The organism is Rheinheimera sp. UJ51, from assembly GCF_020819615.1.
Lineage (GTDB): Bacteria > Pseudomonadota > Gammaproteobacteria > Enterobacterales > Alteromonadaceae > Alishewanella > Alishewanella maricola.
Genome location: NZ_JAJHOG010000003.1, coordinates 33,018 through 49,876 on the forward strand (window position 1 = coordinate 33,018; position 16,859 = coordinate 49,876).

At 46.8% G+C, this 16,859-nt stretch carries 20 protein-coding genes; 14 read left to right on the forward strand and 6 right to left on the reverse strand.

Annotation, left to right across the window (positions count from 1 at the left end; all coding sequences use genetic code 11):
* Positions 1 to 102 precede the first annotated feature (102 nt).
* Together LMJ53_RS04185 and LMJ53_RS04190 are read left to right on the forward strand one after the other, a co-directional pair.
* Complete coding sequence (locus tag LMJ53_RS04185) at positions 103 to 948, forward strand: GAF domain-containing protein (protein WP_229584941.1); 846 nt, start codon at positions 103 to 105, stop codon at positions 946 to 948.
* Entirely contained in the window at positions 948 to 1,151 is a 204-nt protein-coding gene (locus tag LMJ53_RS04190; protein ID WP_229585236.1) for a hypothetical protein, read from the forward strand. Before LMJ53_RS04185 ends, LMJ53_RS04190 begins: the two co-directional genes overlap by 1 nt.
* Here LMJ53_RS04190 and LMJ53_RS04195 read toward each other — a convergent pair.
* From LMJ53_RS04195 to gloB, 3 genes are read right to left on the reverse strand one after another with little or no spacing between them, the layout of a single operon-like run.
* Positions 1,148 to 1,624: a hypothetical protein gene (locus LMJ53_RS04195; RefSeq protein WP_229584942.1), complete on the reverse strand. Its 477-nt coding sequence runs from the start codon at positions 1,622 to 1,624 to the stop codon at positions 1,148 to 1,150. The genes LMJ53_RS04190 and LMJ53_RS04195 overlap by 4 nt on opposite strands.
* An 18-nt stretch (positions 1,625 to 1,642) precedes the next feature.
* Positions 1,643 to 3,235 carry a lytic transglycosylase gene (locus LMJ53_RS04200; protein ID WP_229584943.1) on the reverse strand — a complete coding sequence of 531 codons (1,593 nt, stop codon included), beginning with the start codon at positions 3,233 to 3,235 and terminating at the stop codon, positions 1,643 to 1,645.
* Positions 3,236 to 3,292: 57 nt separating this feature from the next.
* Entirely contained in the window at positions 3,293 to 4,060 is a 768-nt protein-coding gene (gene gloB, locus LMJ53_RS04205) for a hydroxyacylglutathione hydrolase (protein WP_229584944.1), read from the reverse strand.
* Positions 4,061 to 4,099: 39 nt separating this feature from the next.
* Here gloB and LMJ53_RS04210 point away from each other — a divergent pair, with 39 nt between their 5' ends.
* Positions 4,100 to 4,864 (forward strand): class I SAM-dependent methyltransferase, encoded by a 765-nt coding sequence (locus LMJ53_RS04210; protein ID WP_229584945.1) that lies wholly within the window; start codon positions 4,100 to 4,102, stop codon positions 4,862 to 4,864.
* Positions 4,865 to 4,925: 61 nt separating this feature from the next.
* On the opposite strand, the gene LMJ53_RS04215 is transcribed toward LMJ53_RS04210, so the two are convergent.
* Together LMJ53_RS04215 and LMJ53_RS04220 are read right to left on the reverse strand one after the other, a co-directional pair.
* Positions 4,926 to 5,783, reverse strand: a complete 858-nt coding sequence (locus tag LMJ53_RS04215; protein WP_229584946.1) for a TraB/GumN family protein — start codon at positions 5,781 to 5,783, stop codon at positions 4,926 to 4,928.
* A gap of 54 nt (positions 5,784 to 5,837) precedes the next feature.
* Positions 5,838 to 6,374: a DUF2058 domain-containing protein gene (locus LMJ53_RS04220; RefSeq protein WP_229584947.1), complete on the reverse strand. Its 537-nt coding sequence runs from the start codon at positions 6,372 to 6,374 to the stop codon at positions 5,838 to 5,840.
* Positions 6,375 to 6,488: 114 nt separating this feature from the next.
* Here LMJ53_RS04220 and LMJ53_RS04225 point away from each other — a divergent pair, with 114 nt between their 5' ends.
* A complete protein-coding gene (locus tag LMJ53_RS04225; RefSeq protein ID WP_229584948.1) occupies positions 6,489 to 7,820 on the forward strand; it encodes a DEAD/DEAH box helicase in 1,332 nt (443 codons plus the stop codon).
* 221 nt (positions 7,821 to 8,041) lie between these two features.
* On the forward strand, positions 8,042 to 8,254 hold the full coding sequence (locus LMJ53_RS04230) for a cold-shock protein (protein ID WP_226749822.1): 213 nt from the start codon (positions 8,042 to 8,044) through the stop codon (positions 8,252 to 8,254).
* A gap of 73 nt (positions 8,255 to 8,327) precedes the next feature.
* Here the strand turns inward: LMJ53_RS04230 and dinB are convergent, their stop codons facing one another.
* Positions 8,328 to 9,419, reverse strand: coding sequence for a DNA polymerase IV (gene dinB, locus LMJ53_RS04235; RefSeq protein WP_229584949.1), 1,092 nt, complete (start codon positions 9,417 to 9,419; stop codon positions 8,328 to 8,330).
* A gap of 236 nt (positions 9,420 to 9,655) precedes the next feature.
* Between dinB and glyA the strand changes: the two genes are divergently transcribed.
* The 9 genes from glyA to LMJ53_RS04280 all read left to right on the forward strand — a co-directional run bounded on the left by glyA (position 9,656) and on the right by LMJ53_RS04280 (position 16,843).
* Positions 9,656 to 10,909 (forward strand): serine hydroxymethyltransferase, encoded by a 1,254-nt coding sequence (gene glyA / locus LMJ53_RS04240; RefSeq protein ID WP_229584950.1) that lies wholly within the window; start codon positions 9,656 to 9,658, stop codon positions 10,907 to 10,909.
* A gap of 93 nt (positions 10,910 to 11,002) precedes the next feature.
* On the forward strand, positions 11,003 to 11,455 hold the full coding sequence (gene nrdR / locus LMJ53_RS04245) for a transcriptional regulator NrdR (RefSeq protein WP_226749825.1): 453 nt from the start codon (positions 11,003 to 11,005) through the stop codon (positions 11,453 to 11,455).
* A gap of 2 nt (positions 11,456 to 11,457) precedes the next feature.
* Positions 11,458 to 12,615, forward strand: coding sequence for a bifunctional diaminohydroxyphosphoribosylaminopyrimidine deaminase/5-amino-6-(5-phosphoribosylamino)uracil reductase RibD (ribD, locus tag LMJ53_RS04250; RefSeq protein WP_229584951.1), 1,158 nt, complete (start codon positions 11,458 to 11,460; stop codon positions 12,613 to 12,615).
* A gap of 1 nt (position 12,616) precedes the next feature.
* Positions 12,617 to 13,267 carry a riboflavin synthase gene (locus LMJ53_RS04255; protein ID WP_229584952.1) on the forward strand — a complete coding sequence of 217 codons (651 nt, stop codon included), beginning with the start codon at positions 12,617 to 12,619 and terminating at the stop codon, positions 13,265 to 13,267.
* Between the two features lie 12 nt (positions 13,268 to 13,279).
* Complete coding sequence (ribBA, locus tag LMJ53_RS04260) at positions 13,280 to 14,389, forward strand: bifunctional 3,4-dihydroxy-2-butanone-4-phosphate synthase/GTP cyclohydrolase II (protein WP_226749828.1); 1,110 nt, start codon at positions 13,280 to 13,282, stop codon at positions 14,387 to 14,389.
* A gap of 77 nt (positions 14,390 to 14,466) precedes the next feature.
* Positions 14,467 to 14,931, forward strand: a complete 465-nt coding sequence (gene ribE, locus LMJ53_RS04265) for a 6,7-dimethyl-8-ribityllumazine synthase (protein WP_226749829.1) — start codon at positions 14,467 to 14,469, stop codon at positions 14,929 to 14,931.
* Positions 14,932 to 14,943: 12 nt separating this feature from the next.
* Complete coding sequence (gene nusB, locus LMJ53_RS04270; protein ID WP_226749830.1) at positions 14,944 to 15,357, forward strand: transcription antitermination factor NusB; 414 nt, start codon at positions 14,944 to 14,946, stop codon at positions 15,355 to 15,357.
* On the forward strand, positions 15,357 to 16,355 hold the full coding sequence (gene thiL, locus LMJ53_RS04275) for a thiamine-phosphate kinase (RefSeq protein ID WP_229584953.1): 999 nt from the start codon (positions 15,357 to 15,359) through the stop codon (positions 16,353 to 16,355). The genes nusB and thiL overlap by 1 nt, the downstream gene beginning before the upstream one ends.
* Positions 16,352 to 16,843, forward strand: coding sequence for a phosphatidylglycerophosphatase A (locus LMJ53_RS04280; RefSeq protein ID WP_229584954.1), 492 nt, complete (start codon positions 16,352 to 16,354; stop codon positions 16,841 to 16,843). Before thiL ends, LMJ53_RS04280 begins: the two co-directional genes overlap by 4 nt.
* Positions 16,844 to 16,859 lie beyond the last annotated feature (16 nt).

Here is a 16,859-nt window from a genome sequence, read left to right on the forward strand (position 1 = left end):
GTTTGCTGTAAAGCGATTGCTGCAACGTTATCTTTACCGTATTGTGGTATTAACTGATGCAATGCTTCGCAAGCAAGGATTTTCGAGGTTGGGTAATTCAGAATGAGCAACGATGATATGTTCCAGTGGTGGCGACAAGCGCCGTTTGGTTGTGCTTTGTATCAAGAAACAGCGGCGCATCCTGAGCAATGGGTATTTGTTGATGCGAATGCAATATTCAAAGTGGTTACGGGATTAACGGCCGAGCGTTTAGCGCGTAGTCAGCCTGAAGAGTTTAACCGACATGCGGTGTACTTCTCAGAAAGCACGGCTTTATGTTACCAAGTACATAGTTATGCCCCTGCTACAGGGTTTTTCTTAGTGATCTTGCAGCAAATTCCCAATTTACATTTTGCCAGCCCGCCAACGGCCAGTCAGCGCGATCCTGTGGCTTTAGTCAGTTTACTGTTAGAACTAGGCCAGCATTTTAGTACGGTCGAACCGGCTGCATTACCCGCATTAATCCAGCAAGCTTTAGCCAAATTAGGGCAAACCGTGGCGGCAGATCGCGTTTATATTTTTAATTATGATTTTAACAACAATACCTGTTCAAACTCTTTTGAGTGGTGCGCTGAGGGCGTTATGCCGGAGATCAATAGTTTACAAGGCGTGCCCTTAGCGGTTATCCCGCAATGGCTGCATGCACATCAAACAGGGCAGGAGATGCACATCCCTGATGTACCGTCGCTGCCAAAGGGGGATGCGTTAAAACAAATATTACAACCGCAAGGGATCAAAAGTCTTCTCACCATACCCTTGTTGGCGGGTATGGAACTGTTAGGTTTTGTTGGTTTTGATTCGGTGAAACAGTATCGCTATTACACCGAGCAAGAACGCTTAGTCTTAGGTGTTTTTGCTAGAATGCTGGTCAATGTGGAAGTGTCGGCAAGGAATCGGGCATTAAAGTGATGAAGTTACGCTTTCCAAAACGTTGGTTAAATCGCACGTTCTGTTATGTGGGTATTTTTGGTTTAGTCTTTCAAGGCACCGCAGCTATACACGCTTGGTGGAATCAGATCCCCATACACTATTTCTGGCCATTATTGCTGGCACCCTTGCTCTGTTTGGCATCAGGTTTAATACCGTTATTGCAACTGCAAAAAGAGCCTTAACGTTTCGGTTTAAACATTCCTCGTACCTGTAATTCATTGATACCGTTATCACTCAAATTGAAATTAATTTGGGCTGGACCTTTACTAAAATAGTAAGATTCATCATTGATTTCCAATACAAAACGGCCTCGCGCAGAACGGGCATTATCATCTTTGCTTAGCTTAATGAGATATTGGCCAAGTTGCAGTGTAAAGCCATGCAGAGGCTGGTTGATAAAGTCGGTTACCCAGACCTCACTGTCATCTTGTAAAATTAAAGCCAGTGAGTAAGACTGCGGTGGCATCGCGAAACGGCTTTGCTGTTGGCCTACCGTAAATTCATAGGCACCGGCTTCACGTTTCAATTGCAGGGTAAAAATCTGCTGCCGTTGTTCGCCACTGGCCGTTTGCAATTGCAATTGGCCATGGTATTTAAAGTCAGCATAACTGAAATGGCTGCAACACAGTAACCAGGCTAATACTACATATTTCATCTGATACCTCGGTAAAAATCAGACAGCTGTTGCATCGACTAATAGCGTTAATTGTTGTCCAGGCTGAAGATAGCGTTCAGTATTAATATTATTCCATTTTACGATATCTGCCACTGTAATGCTGAAACGCTGGGCAATTTTAACTAAAGAGTCGCCAGGTCTCACCCGATAATTTAGGGTACGGGTTTGCTGAGTAGCGGTTTGTAAAGGACTGTTGCTCCAAAGCTGGATGCGCTGCCCCTCGTTTAAGACACTGTTAACGCTTAGTTTATTCCAGTTACGAAGCTGCGCTACCGTCACATCATATTTACGGCTAAGATCCCATAAAGTATCACCGCGCTGAATAATATGCTCGGTCATTTCACCGTTGCTGGTATGGGTATTATCGCTAGCGGCAATGCTTTGCTCTGAAGTGCTATGGTTGGTGCTGTTGGGGATCAGTAATTCTTGGCCAATCCGTATGGTATTGCCGGACAATTTATTTAAGCGCACTAACACGTCAACCGAGGTTTGATAACGACGCGCAATCACGCCTAAATTATCACCACTTTTCACACGATAAGGTTTAAACTGCATTAATTGCGTTACCGGTGTATTGGCTAACGCTTGGTTAAATACCTCGGCTTGCTCAATCGGTAATACCAGTTGATGGGGGCCATCTGGTGCGGTGGCCCATTGGCTAAAGCCAGGGTTTAACGCCTGCAAATCCGCAACACTCATGTTGGCCAAGTCTGCAGCAATGGCTAAATCAACTTGGCTACCTACATCAACCACGGTAATTTTTGGCTCATTAGCAATAAACTTCCAGACAATTTGGAATTCTTCAGGGCGTTGTAAAATATCAACCAGAGCTAATAATCTTGGAATGTAAATGGTGGTCTCTGCCGGTAAATCGAGCGACCAAAAATCAGTGGGTAAGCGCCGTTTTTGATTCGCTTTAATCGCGCGCATAATTCGGCCTTCGCCAGCATTGTATGCGGCAATCGCGTTTAACCAATCATGTTCTAAGGTATCGTACAGATATTGCAAATAGTCTAAAGCGGCTTGGGTAGATTGCACCACATCACGGCGACCGTCGTACCAGGTGTTCTGTGCTAAGCCAAAACGTTTGCCGGTGACGGGCATAAATTGCCACATGCCAACGGCATTCGCCGGAGAGGTAGCCAGGGGATCAAAGGCGCTTTCAACAATCGGCAGTAACGCCAATTCTAACGGCATTTGGCGTTTTTCTAGCTCTTGCACAATGTAGTACAAAAAAGGCTGGGCTCGACCCGCCACCTTATCTAAATAGGCTTGATTATCAGTATAAAAATTACGTTGTTCGACGATAGCGCGGGTTTGCGGTACCTTAAAACTTAATTGCGCTTGGATACGCAACCAAAGATCTTCCAACTCGCTGGCATCAAGCAGTTGTTGTTCACTGAGACCTGAAGCCCATAACCTCGCGGCAATTTTCTCAGCCGAAGCGGTATTCTTGTGAAAATCTACAGCTTTAGTTTTTGCTGTTTGTGGCTGTGGTACCTGAGCTGTCGTTTCAGCATCAGACCCTGTCGTGCTGACACAGCCGGATAACAGTGCCAGTAAAACTACGGCAGAGATTCTTACAGACATAACGGAGATCCAGTTTTAAAAAAAATAAATATTACCTGTCTGACAGCTCAATGCAAGTCAGGATTTAAATTGATCTTTGGCTGCTCTTAAGTAAGTAAACAGCTCAAGAGCCGAGCTTTGTTTAAATTTGTGTTGTAACGCTATGTTTTCACAGCGTAAAAAAGGATTAATCTTTTTCTCTAACGCTAAATTAGAAGGCAAAGTTTCCTGATTATTTTGTCGCTTTAACTGACTTTGCTGCTGATAATGCAGTAAATCTAGGTTATCGGGCTCAACCTCACGGGCAAAACGCAAATTTGCCAAGGTGTACTCATGTGTGCAATACACTTTAGTGGTACTGGGCAAGCTAGCGAGTCGTTGCAAAGATTGCAGCATCTGCGCGGGTGTCCCTTCAAATAAGCGGCCACAACCGCCGCTAAATAAGGTATCACCGCAAAACAAAACGTCCGCTGAATAATAGGCTACGTGCCCAGCCGTATGGCCCGGCACTTGTAGAGTCTGACAGTGCCAATTAAGTTCCGGAAAATGAATGATGCTATTATCGGCAACGGTTTCGGTTAATAATGGAATTTTATGCTGTTCTGCAACAGGGCCGATGATCCGAACCTCAGGCCACTGCTGTTTTAATTGCGCCAGGCCTCCGGTATGATCAGCATGATGATGAGTAATTAAGATCCCAAGCAATTGTTTGCCGGTTTGCTGAAGGTACTGATTGACCACCGTGGCATCACCCGGGTCAACCAGCAAACAATAAGGTTGGTTCGGGCGTGACAGAACCCAGATATAATTATCCTGAAAGGCATGAATAGGGCTAATATCCAGCATTGGGAACTCCTTTGCATTTAATCAGGGCAGAACATTAACATGAAACCGGCACTTCGTGACAATCATCCTGCAGTCCCTTCCGGCTGGCACTGTTTTCGGCAAGGCCATGCCTTAGCCAGTGCGCTGGAGCAGGAATTAGAGCCGTGGTTGCAAAAAATCTTCGGTTATTACTTATTGAAGATTGGTGATTTAAGTAGCCAATTAAGTTTACCCAGTGCCCGCTTACGCCAACAATTAACGCTAGGCTCTGCCGAAGGGCAAGCAGAACTGCCCTCCGGCGCAAAAATGATTGCTGAGCCCGACGCGCTGCCAATAGCGGCAGCGAGCGTTGATGCTGTGCTATTAAGTCATTGTTTAGAATTTCAATCCGATCCGCATCACGTGATCCGCGAAGCGCACCGGGTGTTAATTGGCGATGGTTATTTATTGCTCAGCGGCTTTAATCCACATAGTGTGCTTGGGTTAACCCGCTTTGCGCCTTGGCTAAAAAACGAATTTCCGTGGCAAGGTCATTTTTTCAGTGCGGCGAGGATTAAAGATTGGTTGCACTTAATTGGTTTTGAAGTGGTCGGTGAGCAGCGGTTTTTTTGCAGTTCAATGTTAAGTCCAGACTATAAAGCTGGACGTTGGCAACGTTTCAGTGAACGTCATTTACGCTATTTTGCGTCGAGTTATTTGTTGGTGGCGCGAAAAAGAGAATTACCCTTAACGCCGATCCGGCCAAAATGGCAGGTACAAACTGGCTTTTCTACCGCACAGGGCATTAGTGCTAGGCATGGCGCCCAGCGCAAATCAGTAAAATAAAGCTAAAAAAAGCCCAACAGATCCGCCAAGGCAGTTGGGCGTTGTTGTTGCGGTTAACGCTTTAATCGTGCAACTGTTCAATACGATAGCCGCGATCGGCCAGTAACTTTAATAGGCCATCTTCACCGACCATATGCAGTGCTCCCACTAATACCATCGTATCCTTGCCTTCCAGTTGTGTTAGCGTATCCAGCCAAGCATAGTTGCGTTTTGCCAAGGTGATTTGATAGATCTCAGGGATTTTTTTCATGTCATCGATAAATAAGTCAGCCAATTGCTCAGCATGACCACTGCGCCAAGCGGCCTTCATTTGCGCCAACATGCTTTCGATTTTTTCTAAATCTTGTAAGGTTGAACTGATCACTTTATTGGCGTCAATTTCATTTAAAGCGGTCAGCACCGCCAGATGTTCATCGACCGTTTCTAACCCACTCATGCTTTTTTGCTGTTGCAAGCCTAATTGCAAATAGTGCATATCTACGCCGGTAGAAGCGGCACCGAGGCGTTGCAGTTCTTGTACTGAAATCATCATTGCGGCAAAAGCCGGTTTAAATTGTTCTATGGCAGTGAGTGGCCATTGCCGCTCTTTCGCCATGGCTTGTAGCTGCTGATACACTTTATGGGATAGCACATCTTTTAAGTTCTGCCCTGGGCGATAAGTGTTTTGAGACATCATCTTATTCATCCCTGCTGGGCTGGTAAGTTGTTGCATGTCGGTTTCAAAAATCAAATGCTGGCTGGCATTAAAGGCGGTATCAAAAGCGTTAGGGAGGGGGAAGTCGTTTTCACTGAGTAGATGCACAGTGCCAACTAAGTAAAACTGGGTTTGATCTTTACTCACTTGCCAAACAGAAGCGGCAAAGACCGCTTGGCTGACACCGAAAAACAGCAATAATCCAATAGTAAGTAGTTGCCGCATAGCAAGCTCCTTCATTTAATAATAATATTAAGAGAAGAAGCCCGCCTCGTAGTGTTACCACATCAAATCATCAGGAATTTGGTAAGCGGCATACGGATCTTCTTCATCGGCCTGTTCGACAGGGCGGTCCTGTTGCACGATAACGCTTTCTGGTTGGCGCTGTGCAATTTTAGCAGCAATCGCTGCGGGCACTAACACATAGTTTTCACCCTGCTTAACGATCGAAAGTAAACCACGAGTTAATTCACTATGCAACTTATTATTAACGTAAAGTCGCTTAACCACTTTGCCGTCGGTAAAGTTAAATGCCACTTCACCACTGGGCTTAATGGTATTGCTCGTTATTAATTGTGAAACTTGCGCCGCAATGGCTTTTTTCTGCAACAACTGTTCTTTTTGGCGGTTTAATTCTTGATCGCGTGCCACCTGCTCTTGGCGGCGTTGCTCGGCCAGTAAGGTGGCCTCGGCAACCACTTTTTGGTTTTTACCTGATTGCACACGTTGCTGATGTTGTTGCTTTTTTGCCGCTTTTAGTTTTTTCGGATCGGCTAAACCGGCTTTAAGCAGTTGCTCTTTAAAGGCATTACTCATGAGGTTACTCTTAACGATTTACGGGAATATTGCTTATACTAGCTCGACACAGGGCACTAACTCAAATCTGTCAGTTGAGGTATCATAGTCGCCTATCGTAAAGAGAGGTATATTTTGGTTTTTCAGGACTTAGGGCTGGACCCGCGATTATTGCGCTCGGTACAACATTTAGGCTTTGCCACGCCTACAGAAATTCAGCAAGAAGCTATCCCTGCAGTATTGGTGGGCCGGGATCTGATGGTCTCGTCCAAAACCGGTTCGGGTAAGACCCTGGCTTATTTGTTACCGATGATGCAGCGGCTGTTGAAAAGCCGCCCTTTGTCTAAGCAAGATGCCCGTGCGTTAATTTTGGCACCCACCCGCGAATTGGCAAAACAGGTATATGCGCAATTACGCTTATTTGTGTCAAATACGCCTGTTACGGCAGCATTAATTGTGGGCGGCGAGAATTTTAATGATCAAGAGAAGCTATTAAAACGCCAACCGACCGTCATAGTGGCGACGCCTGGGCGTTTTTTAGATCATCTTGAGCACAAGTCAGTGTTTCTGCAAGGCTTAGAAATGCTGATCTTAGATGAAGCGGATCGCATGTTAGACTTGGGCTTTATGCCGCAATTAAATGCCATTAATAAAGCCGCCGAGCATCGATTACGTCAAACCTTATTGTTTTCAGCAACCTTAGATCACACTGAAGTTGATGAGCTAACGGTTGCCTTATTAAAAAATCCGTTTCGGGTTGCCTTAGGCAGTGGGCATGAGCAGCACAGTGATATTCAGCAGCAATTTATGTTTGCCGATAACCTCACGCACAAAGAAGCCTTATTAGCACATGTGCTCAAACACGAGCCGGTGAAACAGCTCATTATCTTTACCGCCACTCGTGACGATGCCGAGCGCCTAGCGACCGTGTGTGTTGATAACGGTTTTAGCGCCATGGGCTTAAGTGCTCGGTTAAACCAAGGCAAACGTAATGCGGTGATGCAGCAATTCGCAGCCGGTAAATATCAAGTGTTAGTGACCACTGACTTAGCCTCGCGTGGCCTCGATTTGCTGCAAGTGACCCATGTTATCAATTTTGACTTGCCGAAACACCCCGAAGAATATGTGCATCGGATCGGTCGGACGGGTCGTGCCGGTGCGAAGGGGCAGGCTATTTCCTTAGTCGGGCCAAAAGATTGGGTATCACTGCAAAAAATTGAAGGTTTTTTACGCCGGCCTGCAGAGTTTAGTGAGGTGGAAGGTTTAGTGGCGCGCTTCAAAGGCCCAACCGAGCCAGTAGAAAAAGCCGGTAAAGCGGCAGCGAAGTCAGCTAAAAGCACCACGAAAGCTAAACACTCGGGCAAGCCCAGCGCGAAAACGGTGAAAAAAGCCCCGGCGAAGGTGTTCTTCCAAGGTGGCGATGACGGCTCGGCGCCGGTGCGACGTAAAAAAACACCACAAGATTGATGGTTTTTTCCACATTACTGCTACACTGAGTAAGTAAGGTTTAGCAGTCCTTGCCGGAACGGCCCAACAGAAAACTATTTTCTGTTCGTCTCGGTATTTATATTGACCACTTAATCAGCATCACTGATAATGCGGTCGAAGTAAGTATCAGCTCGATGACGTGGCCGGTATTATTTAAGTCGCCGGAATGTCGGCAAAATTTGTTAAAGTAAGAGAGTGTTATGTCACAGTTAATTTCTGGTACAGTTAAGTGGTTCAATGAAGATAAAGGTTTTGGTTTTATCGAGCGTGAAGGCGGTAAAGACGTGTTTGTTCACTTCCGCGCTATCAACGGTACAGGCCGTAAAACGTTAGTTGAAGGCCAACAAGTGACCTTTATCGTTACTGAAGGCCAAAAAGGCCCACAAGCTGAAAACGTAACTGTTATCGGTTAATTAGTAAAGATTTTAAAGAGCCGGCCTTAGCGCCGGCTTTTTTATTGCCGAATACCTTGCCTGAGTTACGCCTCTAAAAAGTGGTGCCTTCTAACGGTAGGGGTAATTGTTCATGACAAGCCGATTTAAAGCCAAGCTGTATGCCAATCAAACGCACGCTGTGCTCTTGCCTGCGTTGCCAAGCCTGCGCTAATAGTTGTGCCAATAAGCGCGGATCTAAACGATGACATTGGGTTTCTACTGTCGTTTGCCGAAAATCACTGAATTTTAATTTCACGCCAATTTTTTGTAGTAATGCCGCTTTACCGCTTTGCGCTAAACGCTGCTCTAAGGTGGGTAATAACTGTAGCATTTCTTGTTCGGCTTGCTGTAAGTCCGCGATATCGTTCGGCAATGTCTGTTCTACACCGATCGATTTACGTTCACGATCTTGCCGGACCGGGCGTTCATCAATACCTTGGCTGCGTTTAATTAACGTAGCGGCGAAGCTGCCAAAATGCCGAGATAACAAGGCAAGTCGCTCTGTACTGATCTCTTCACCTGGCTGACAAATATCACGGCAAAAATGAAATCCGAGCTTGGCAAGTTTCTCTGCGGTTTTTACCCCAACGCCGGGGATTTTGCGCAGGGCGAGTTGCAGAACAAAATCGTTGATGGCCTCGGGTGGGATCACAAATAAACCATCGGGTTTTTGTTCATCACTGGCGATTTTGGCGAGAAATTTATTGGGCGCTACCCCAGCAGAAACGGTTAAACCGGTTTCTGCTAACACCGAGCGGCGAATATCCGCAGCAATCAGCGTGGCGCTGGCTTTAAATTGCTTACAATCGGTGACATCTAAATAGGCTTCATCTAAAGAAAGTGGTTCGACGTGCTCGGTATAACGGCGAAATATGCTTTGGATCTGTTGGCTAACGGCTTTGTATTTATCCATGCTCCCGCGCATTAAGGTTAGATGCGGGCAACGCTTTAAGGCTTCATGTGTCGGCATGGCGGAGCGCACACCAAAAGCCCGAGCCGGATAATTGCAGGTGGCAATCACGCCGCGTTCAGATCGACTACCGCCAATAGCTAACGGAATATGCCGCAGGGCAGGGTTGTCGCGCATTTCAACCGCGGCAAAGAAGCAATCCATATCTAAATGGATAATTTTTCGATGCGACATAATCCTGCTGCAAATAGCGCTGTATGAATAACCAGTAATTTACGCCCCTTGCAACACGTTGTAAAGCGAGTGGCAGTATTTCTGCACAGCCAGTAAGATTTTTTCAGGCTTCATTTCATTTAGCTGTCTGGATGTCTGTTTTTTCAGTGCAAGAATTAAAAAATAAGAGTAGAATAGCCAACAATTTTTAGACTGTTGTCAATCGATCAGCGTGGTAGCCGCGCGCAGGAGAAAGCATGTTAAAGCGTGAAATGAATATTGCAGATTTCGATCCGGAATTATGGCAATCCATGGTACAAGAAACTGAACGTCAAGAAGCCCATATCGAGCTTATCGCTTCAGAAAACTATGCCAGCCCTCGGGTATTGCAGGCGCAAGGTTCACAGTTAACGAATAAATATGCCGAAGGTTATCCGCACAAGCGTTACTACGGTGGTTGTGAATTTGTTGATTTAGCCGAAGATTTAGCCATTGCACGTGCCAAAGAATTGTTTGGTGCTGACTACGCTAACGTACAGCCACACTCTGGCTCACAAGCTAACTCAGCGGTATTTTTAGCGTTATTAAACGCTGGCGATACCATTTTAGGTATGAGCTTAGCGCATGGCGGTCACTTAACGCACGGTGCGAGTGTCAGCTCATCCGGTAAACTTTACCATGCTGTGCAATATGGCCTGCATCCTGAAACCGGCGTGATTGATTATGATCAAGCCGAAGCCTTAGCGCTAGAACACAAACCTAAGCTGATTATTGCTGGTTTCTCTGCTTATTCCGGTATTGTTGATTGGCAGCGTTTCCGTGATATCGCGGATAAAGTCGGTGCATACTTACTGGTTGATATGGCGCACGTTGCCGGTTTAGTGGCGGCGGGTTTATATCCAAACCCCGTACCTATTGCTGATGTCGTGACGACGACAACGCACAAAACCTTAGCCGGCCCACGTGGTGGTTTAATTTTGGCGCGTAAAAACGAAGCCATTGAGAAAAAGTTAAACTCAGCGGTGTTCCCTGGCGGCCAAGGCGGCCCTTTAATGCACGTTATTGCGGCAAAAGCGGTAGCCTTTAAAGAAGCCTTACAGCCTGAATTTAAAGTGTATCAGCAACAAGTGTTACTAAATGCCAAAGCCATGTGTGCTGAGATGATCTCTCGCGGTTATAAAGTGGTATCAGGCGGTACGGAAAACCACTTGTTCTTGATGGATCTCATCGACAAAGATATTACCGGTAAAGAAGCGGATGCGTGGTTAGGTTTAGCGCATATTACCGTTAATAAAAACTCAGTGCCTAACGACCCACGTTCACCTTTTGTGACCAGTGGCTTACGTATTGGTACTCCGGCTATTACCCGTCGTGGCTTTAAAGAAGCTGAAGCACGTTTAGTCGCCACACTGATTTGTGAAGTGTTAGACAGCCGTGGTGATGAAGCGGTTATTGCATCCGTCAGAGCCCGTGTTTCTGAGGTATGTAGCCGTTTCCCAGTTTATGCGTAAACTAAAATAACATGTTATGATGGCCGCAATTGCGGCCATTATTTTATCCGGCCATCTCAAAAAGTCCCGATAGGGTGATATAGAGAGCTCAGCATGTTTTGTCCCTTTTGTAACGCGGATGACACCAAAGTCATTGATTCTCGTTTAGTCGCCGACGGTCATCAAGTGCGTCGGCGTCGTGAATGTCTAGCTTGTCATGAACGTTTTACGACCTTTGAAGCTGCCGAACTGGTAATGCCGCGCATTATTAAGCGTGATGGTTCGCGTGAGCCTTTTAACGAAGATAAATTGCGCAATGGCTTATTGCGTTCGTTAGAAAAACGCCCGGTATCTACCGAAGAAATCGAACAGCTGATCCATAAAATTAAATCGCAATTACGTGCAACGGGCGAACGTGAAGTCGGTAGTCATTTGCTGGGTAATTTAATTATGGATGAGTTAGTTAAAGTCGATAAAGTGGCCTATGTGCGCTTTGCTTCGGTGTATCGCTCATTCAAAGATATTCGTGAGTTTGGCGAGGAAATTGCCCGCTTGGGAGAGAAGTAACGGTGTCCTTTTCAGAAGCCGATCATCAGTATATGACGCTGGCGTTAAGCTTAGCTGCGGCTGGGCGTTTCACCACCGATCCTAATCCTAATGTGGGTGCGGTGTTGGTGAAAAACGCTCAGGTTATAGGGCAAGGCTATCATCGACAAGCGGGGCAGGGCCATGCCGAAGTGTATGCTTTACAACAAGCCGGCTCTGCCGCAGCAGGCGCGACTTGTTATGTCACGTTAGAGCCTTGTGCGCATTATGGTCGCACCCCGCCTTGCGCCGAAGCGTTAGTGAAAGCTGGGGTCAGTCGCGTGGTGATTGCCATGTTAGATCCGAATCCACTGGTGGCAGGCAAAGGCGTCGCTATCCTCGAAAACGCAGGGATCAGCGTGCAGCATGGTTTACTTACGAACGCCGCCCGAGCGCTTAATCCGGGTTTTCTCAGTCGGATGGAACGTCAACGACCTTATGTTTGGCTAAAAATGGCCGCCAGTTTAGATGGGCGCACAGCACTGGCGAATGGCGTAAGTCAGTGGTTAACCGGGGATGTTGCCCGTGATGATGTGCAGCAGTATCGAGCGCAGAGCAGCGCGATTTTATCAACCGCGAGCACGGTATTAGCCGACAATGCACGCTTAACCGTGCGACAAACCGCCAGCGAGGCCATTAGCTGTTTAGCCGATGGTAGCCTTCGCCAGCCACTGCGTGTCATTTTGGATCGGCAACAGCGTTTAACGGGGGCTGAAGCCTTGTTTAGCCAAGGTGGCGCGGTGTTAATTTGCTATGATGGCACACAAGCGGCAAAACAACTTAGCGCCAGTGCAGTTGCGGTAACGCAATGGCCTGTTGCATTGTTGCCATCAGGCCAATTCGATTTATCGGCTTTGCTTAAAGTGTTACATCAGCAACAGATCAACAGTGTCTGGACGGAAGCCGGCAGTACGCTAGCCGGGGCCTTATTGCAGCAGGGGTTAGTCGATGAATTGATCTTGTATCAAGCGCCACTCCTATTGGGTGACTGTGCTCAACCCTTAGCGAAATTGGGCGATTTCCAACAATTAACCGCTGTACCGCATTTAACACTGCTGGATGTACACCAACTCGGCAACGATATTCGAATTCGGGCGAAGCCCACTACAGCAACTGTTGCCAACCCAACAAAAGAGAGCTGATATGTTTACCGGTATTATTGCTGCCACAGGTCACATTAGCCGCTTAACCGCTAAAGGCGGCGATTTAGAAGTGCAGATCCACAGTGAGCAGTTAGATTTTAGCGATGTGCAGTTAGGGGACAGTATTGCCAGCAATGGGGTCTGTCTTACCGTTACCCAATTGCTAGCCCAAGGCTTTATCGCTGATGTATCCGCTGAAACACTCGCCTTAACCCGCTTTAGTCAGTATCAGGTGGGACAGAGAGTGAATTTAGAAAAAGCCTTATTAGCCACCGGTCGATTAGGTGGTCATCTGGTCAGTGGTCACGTTGATGGCGTAACCGAGCTGCTGCGTATTGAAAAAACCGCGCGCGCCTGGCAACTGTGGTTTGCTATGCCTGCGGCGTTAGCCCCTTATTTAGCGCATAAAGGTTCGGTAACCATTGATGGCGTCAGCCTAACCGTAAATGAATTAAGTGCCACAGCTTTTCGTTTAACGATAGTGCCGCATACGGCTGCGCAAACGACATTGCTGCAGTTGCAAAAAGGCAGCTTGGTCCATATAGAGGTGGATCTGATCGCGCGTTATTTAGAACGCTTACTCCATACTAAAACACCTGCCCCTACAACAGGTGTTGATCTGGCGTTGTTAGCGCAACGCGGGTTTTTATAAAGAAGGTTAGCTATGCAACTGAATACACCTGCAGAAATTATTGAAGATATCCGCCAAGGTAAAATGGTTATTTTGATGGATGATGAAGATCGCGAGAATGAAGGCGATTTGGTGATGGCCGCCGAGTATGTCACGCCTGCTGCCATCAATTTTATGGCAAAGTTTGGTCGTGGCTTAATTTGTTTAACCTTATCGAAAAAACGCTGCCAGCAACTCAACTTACCCTTAATGGTCGACGCCAATAAATCACCGTTTGCTACCAACTTCACGGTATCCATTGAAGCTGCAGAAGGCGTGACCACCGGTATTTCAGCGGCCGATCGCGCTAAAACAGTGAAAGCGGCGGTGGCGCGTGATGCTCGCCCAACAGATATTATTCAGCCTGGGCATATCTTTCCTTTAATGGCGCAAGATGGCGGTGTATTAGTTCGTGCCGGCCATACTGAAGCCGGTTGTGATTTAGCGCGGTTAGCCGGGCTGGAACCTGCAGCTGTGATTGTCGAAATCCTTAATGATGATGGCACTATGGCGCGCCGTCCGGATCTCGAAGTGTTTGCGAAAGAGCATGATATTAAAATCGGCACCATCGCTGATTTAATTGAATACCGTAACCTCAATGAAACCACCATTGAAAAAGTGGCGACTTGTCAGTTGCCAACCGAGATGGGCGACTTTGAATTAGTGACTTTTAAAGACACTATTGATAACCAGTTGCATTTTGCTTTAGTTAAAGGCGAGATTGTCGCTGATGAGCCAACCTTAGTGCGGGTGCATTTACATAATACCTTTAATGATTTATTGCTGACGACGCGTGGGACTCATCGTAGTTTTCCACTGCATACCGCCATGCAGCGCATTGCTGATGAAGGTGGCGTCTTGGTGTTGTTAGGTAAGCACGAAAGCACCTCAGAGCTAGTGCAGATGGTGCAACATTTTGAAGCAGAAGATAAAGGTGAGAAACCGCCAGTGGCACCTTGGAAAGGCACCTCACGAAATGTAGGTGTGGGTTCACAAATTTTAGCCAGTTTAGGCGTGAAGAAAATGCGCTTATTAAGCAAGCCGATTAAGTACCATGCGTTATCCGGCTTTGGTCTGGATGTAGTGGATTACGTTTCTGAATAAGGCTATGCCCGAGTGTCAGAAATTATGCTATTATGCACGGCTAAATTTTGACGGCAGTTAAATAGTAAGGACAGGTCATGCAGGTAATTGAAGCAGGCTATGCAGCAAATGGTAAGAAAATTGCGATAGTAGTCGCACGCTTTAACGGTTTTATTGTTGAGAGTTTACTCAGTGGCGCCATCGACACCTTGCGTCGCGTGGGTAATATCGCTGAACAAGACATCACTGTCGTACGTATTCCAGGCGCCTTTGAGTTGCCATTAGCGGTACAACGTGTTGCTGCAACCAAGAAATATGATGCGATTGTGGCTATTGGTGCGGTGATCCGTGGTGGCACACCACACTTTGAGTATGTCTCTGGCGAGTGTGTCAAAGGTATTGCCCAAGTGGGTATGCAGTATGACCTGCCGGTGGCTTTTGGCGTTCTAACCGTAGACAGTATTGAGCAGGCGATTGAGCGTGCGGGTACTAAAGCCGGTAACAAGGGCGGCGAAGCAGCCATGTCGGCACTCGAAATGATCAATGTGCTTGCACAGCTGTAACAGGAAGCACAGATGAAACCTAACGTCCGTCGTCAATCTCGCTCACTTGCTGTTCAAGGCATTTATAGCTGGCAAGTTAGCCATAACCCGATAGCTGACATTGAGCAGCAATTGTTATTGGAAAATAATGTTAAACATATCGATGTTGCGTATTTCCAAGACATTTTACGCGGTGTGGTATTACACCATTCCAAATTAGACGAAGCGATTAAACCGTATCTCGAGCGCCCGTTCGAAGATATCGACTTGGTCGAAAAAGCGGTATTACGTGTTTCAGCCTATGAACTGAAGTACCGTTTAGATGTCCCCTATAAAGTGATCATCAATGAAGCTATTGAATTAGCTAAAGCCTTTGCGGCTGATGATAGTCATAAGTTTGTGAACAGTATCCTGGACAAAGCGGTCAAGGTATTGCGTCCAAATTAATGGAGAAGCCGACGTCAGTCGGCTTTTTATACGCTATGGGTGAATTTGATTTAATCGCGCGATATTTCTCGAATATCGGCGTGAAGCGCACTGATGTCAGTATTGGTGTCGGTGACGATGGTGCGGTGTTACAGGTGCGTGATGGTTACGACATCGTTGTTACAACGGATACCATGGTCGCGGGGACTCACTTTTTTCCTGATGTTGATCCGCGTGCACTTGGTCATAAATTAGTGGCTGTCAATGTGAGCGATCTAGCCGCGATGGGGGCAGAGCCAACATGGTTATCGTTGGCGATGACGTTACCCTCGGCAGATGAAAGCTGGTTAGCGCAATTTGCTGCCGGTTTGCATGAAACCGCCGAATACTATAATTGCCAATTGATAGGGGGGGACACCACACGTGGCCCACTCAGTTTCAGTATGATGGCTAAAGGCCAAGTACCGCGTGGTAAAGCCATTACCCGTGCCGGTGCTAAAGTGGGTGATTATATTTATGTCACGGGTACACTGGGCGATGCAGCTTTGGGCTTAAAGTTGGTGCAAGGACAATGCGAGATCAGTAAAAAGCATCAAGGCCATGTGTTACAGCGTTTTCATTATCCCTCTCCTCGGGTTGCTTTAGGTCAGGCGCTGCGCAATACCGCCAGTAGCGCAATGGATATCTCTGATGGCTTAGCCGGTGATTTACCGCATATCTTACGTCGCTCGGTAGTAGGGGCTTATGTTGATATTCAACGTTTACCCATGTCACAAGCGTTGAAAGATAGCTGTACAGCAGAAGAAGCCATGCAACTGGCGTTATCGGGTGGTGAAGATTACGAGTTACTCTTTACCGTGCCAGAGAATCGCCGCGGCTCACTTGATGTGCTACTGTCGCCTTATGGCGTGCCAATCACCTGTATTGGCCGGATCACTGGGGCGGTGGGTAAACTGGAATTAAAAGCCGGTGAACAGCCTTATGCGTACCAACATCAGGGGTTTCAACATTTTCTATGACAACAGCAAACAGCAAAGCCCGATTTCAGCTGGGTAAATGGCAACATTTTTTAGCCCTGGGTTTTGGCAGTGGTTTAGCACCAAAAGCACCGGGTACCTTTGGTACTTTGGCGGCACTGCCGTTGGTTTGGTTACTTAGCCTTGCCGGTCAACCTTGGTTATTGCTATTTATCGTTTTAGGAACTTTACTGGGTATTTATGTTTGTGGCAAAGCGGCAGCCGATGTGGGTGAACATGATCATGGCGCCATTGTTTGGGATGAAATTATCGGTTTTGCTCTAACGATGCTCTTTGTGCCGATAAGCTGGCAAAGCATGTTGCTGGGCTTTATCTTGTTTCGGCTGTTCGATATTTTAAAACCTTGGCCTATCAGCTGGTTTGATCGCAGGGTACACGGTGGTTTCGGTATTATGCTGGATGATTTGCTAGCCGCGTTACCTGCTTTAGCCATCTTGCATCTATTGGTGTACCTGTCATGGTTAAACTAAGGGCTGTCACCACACC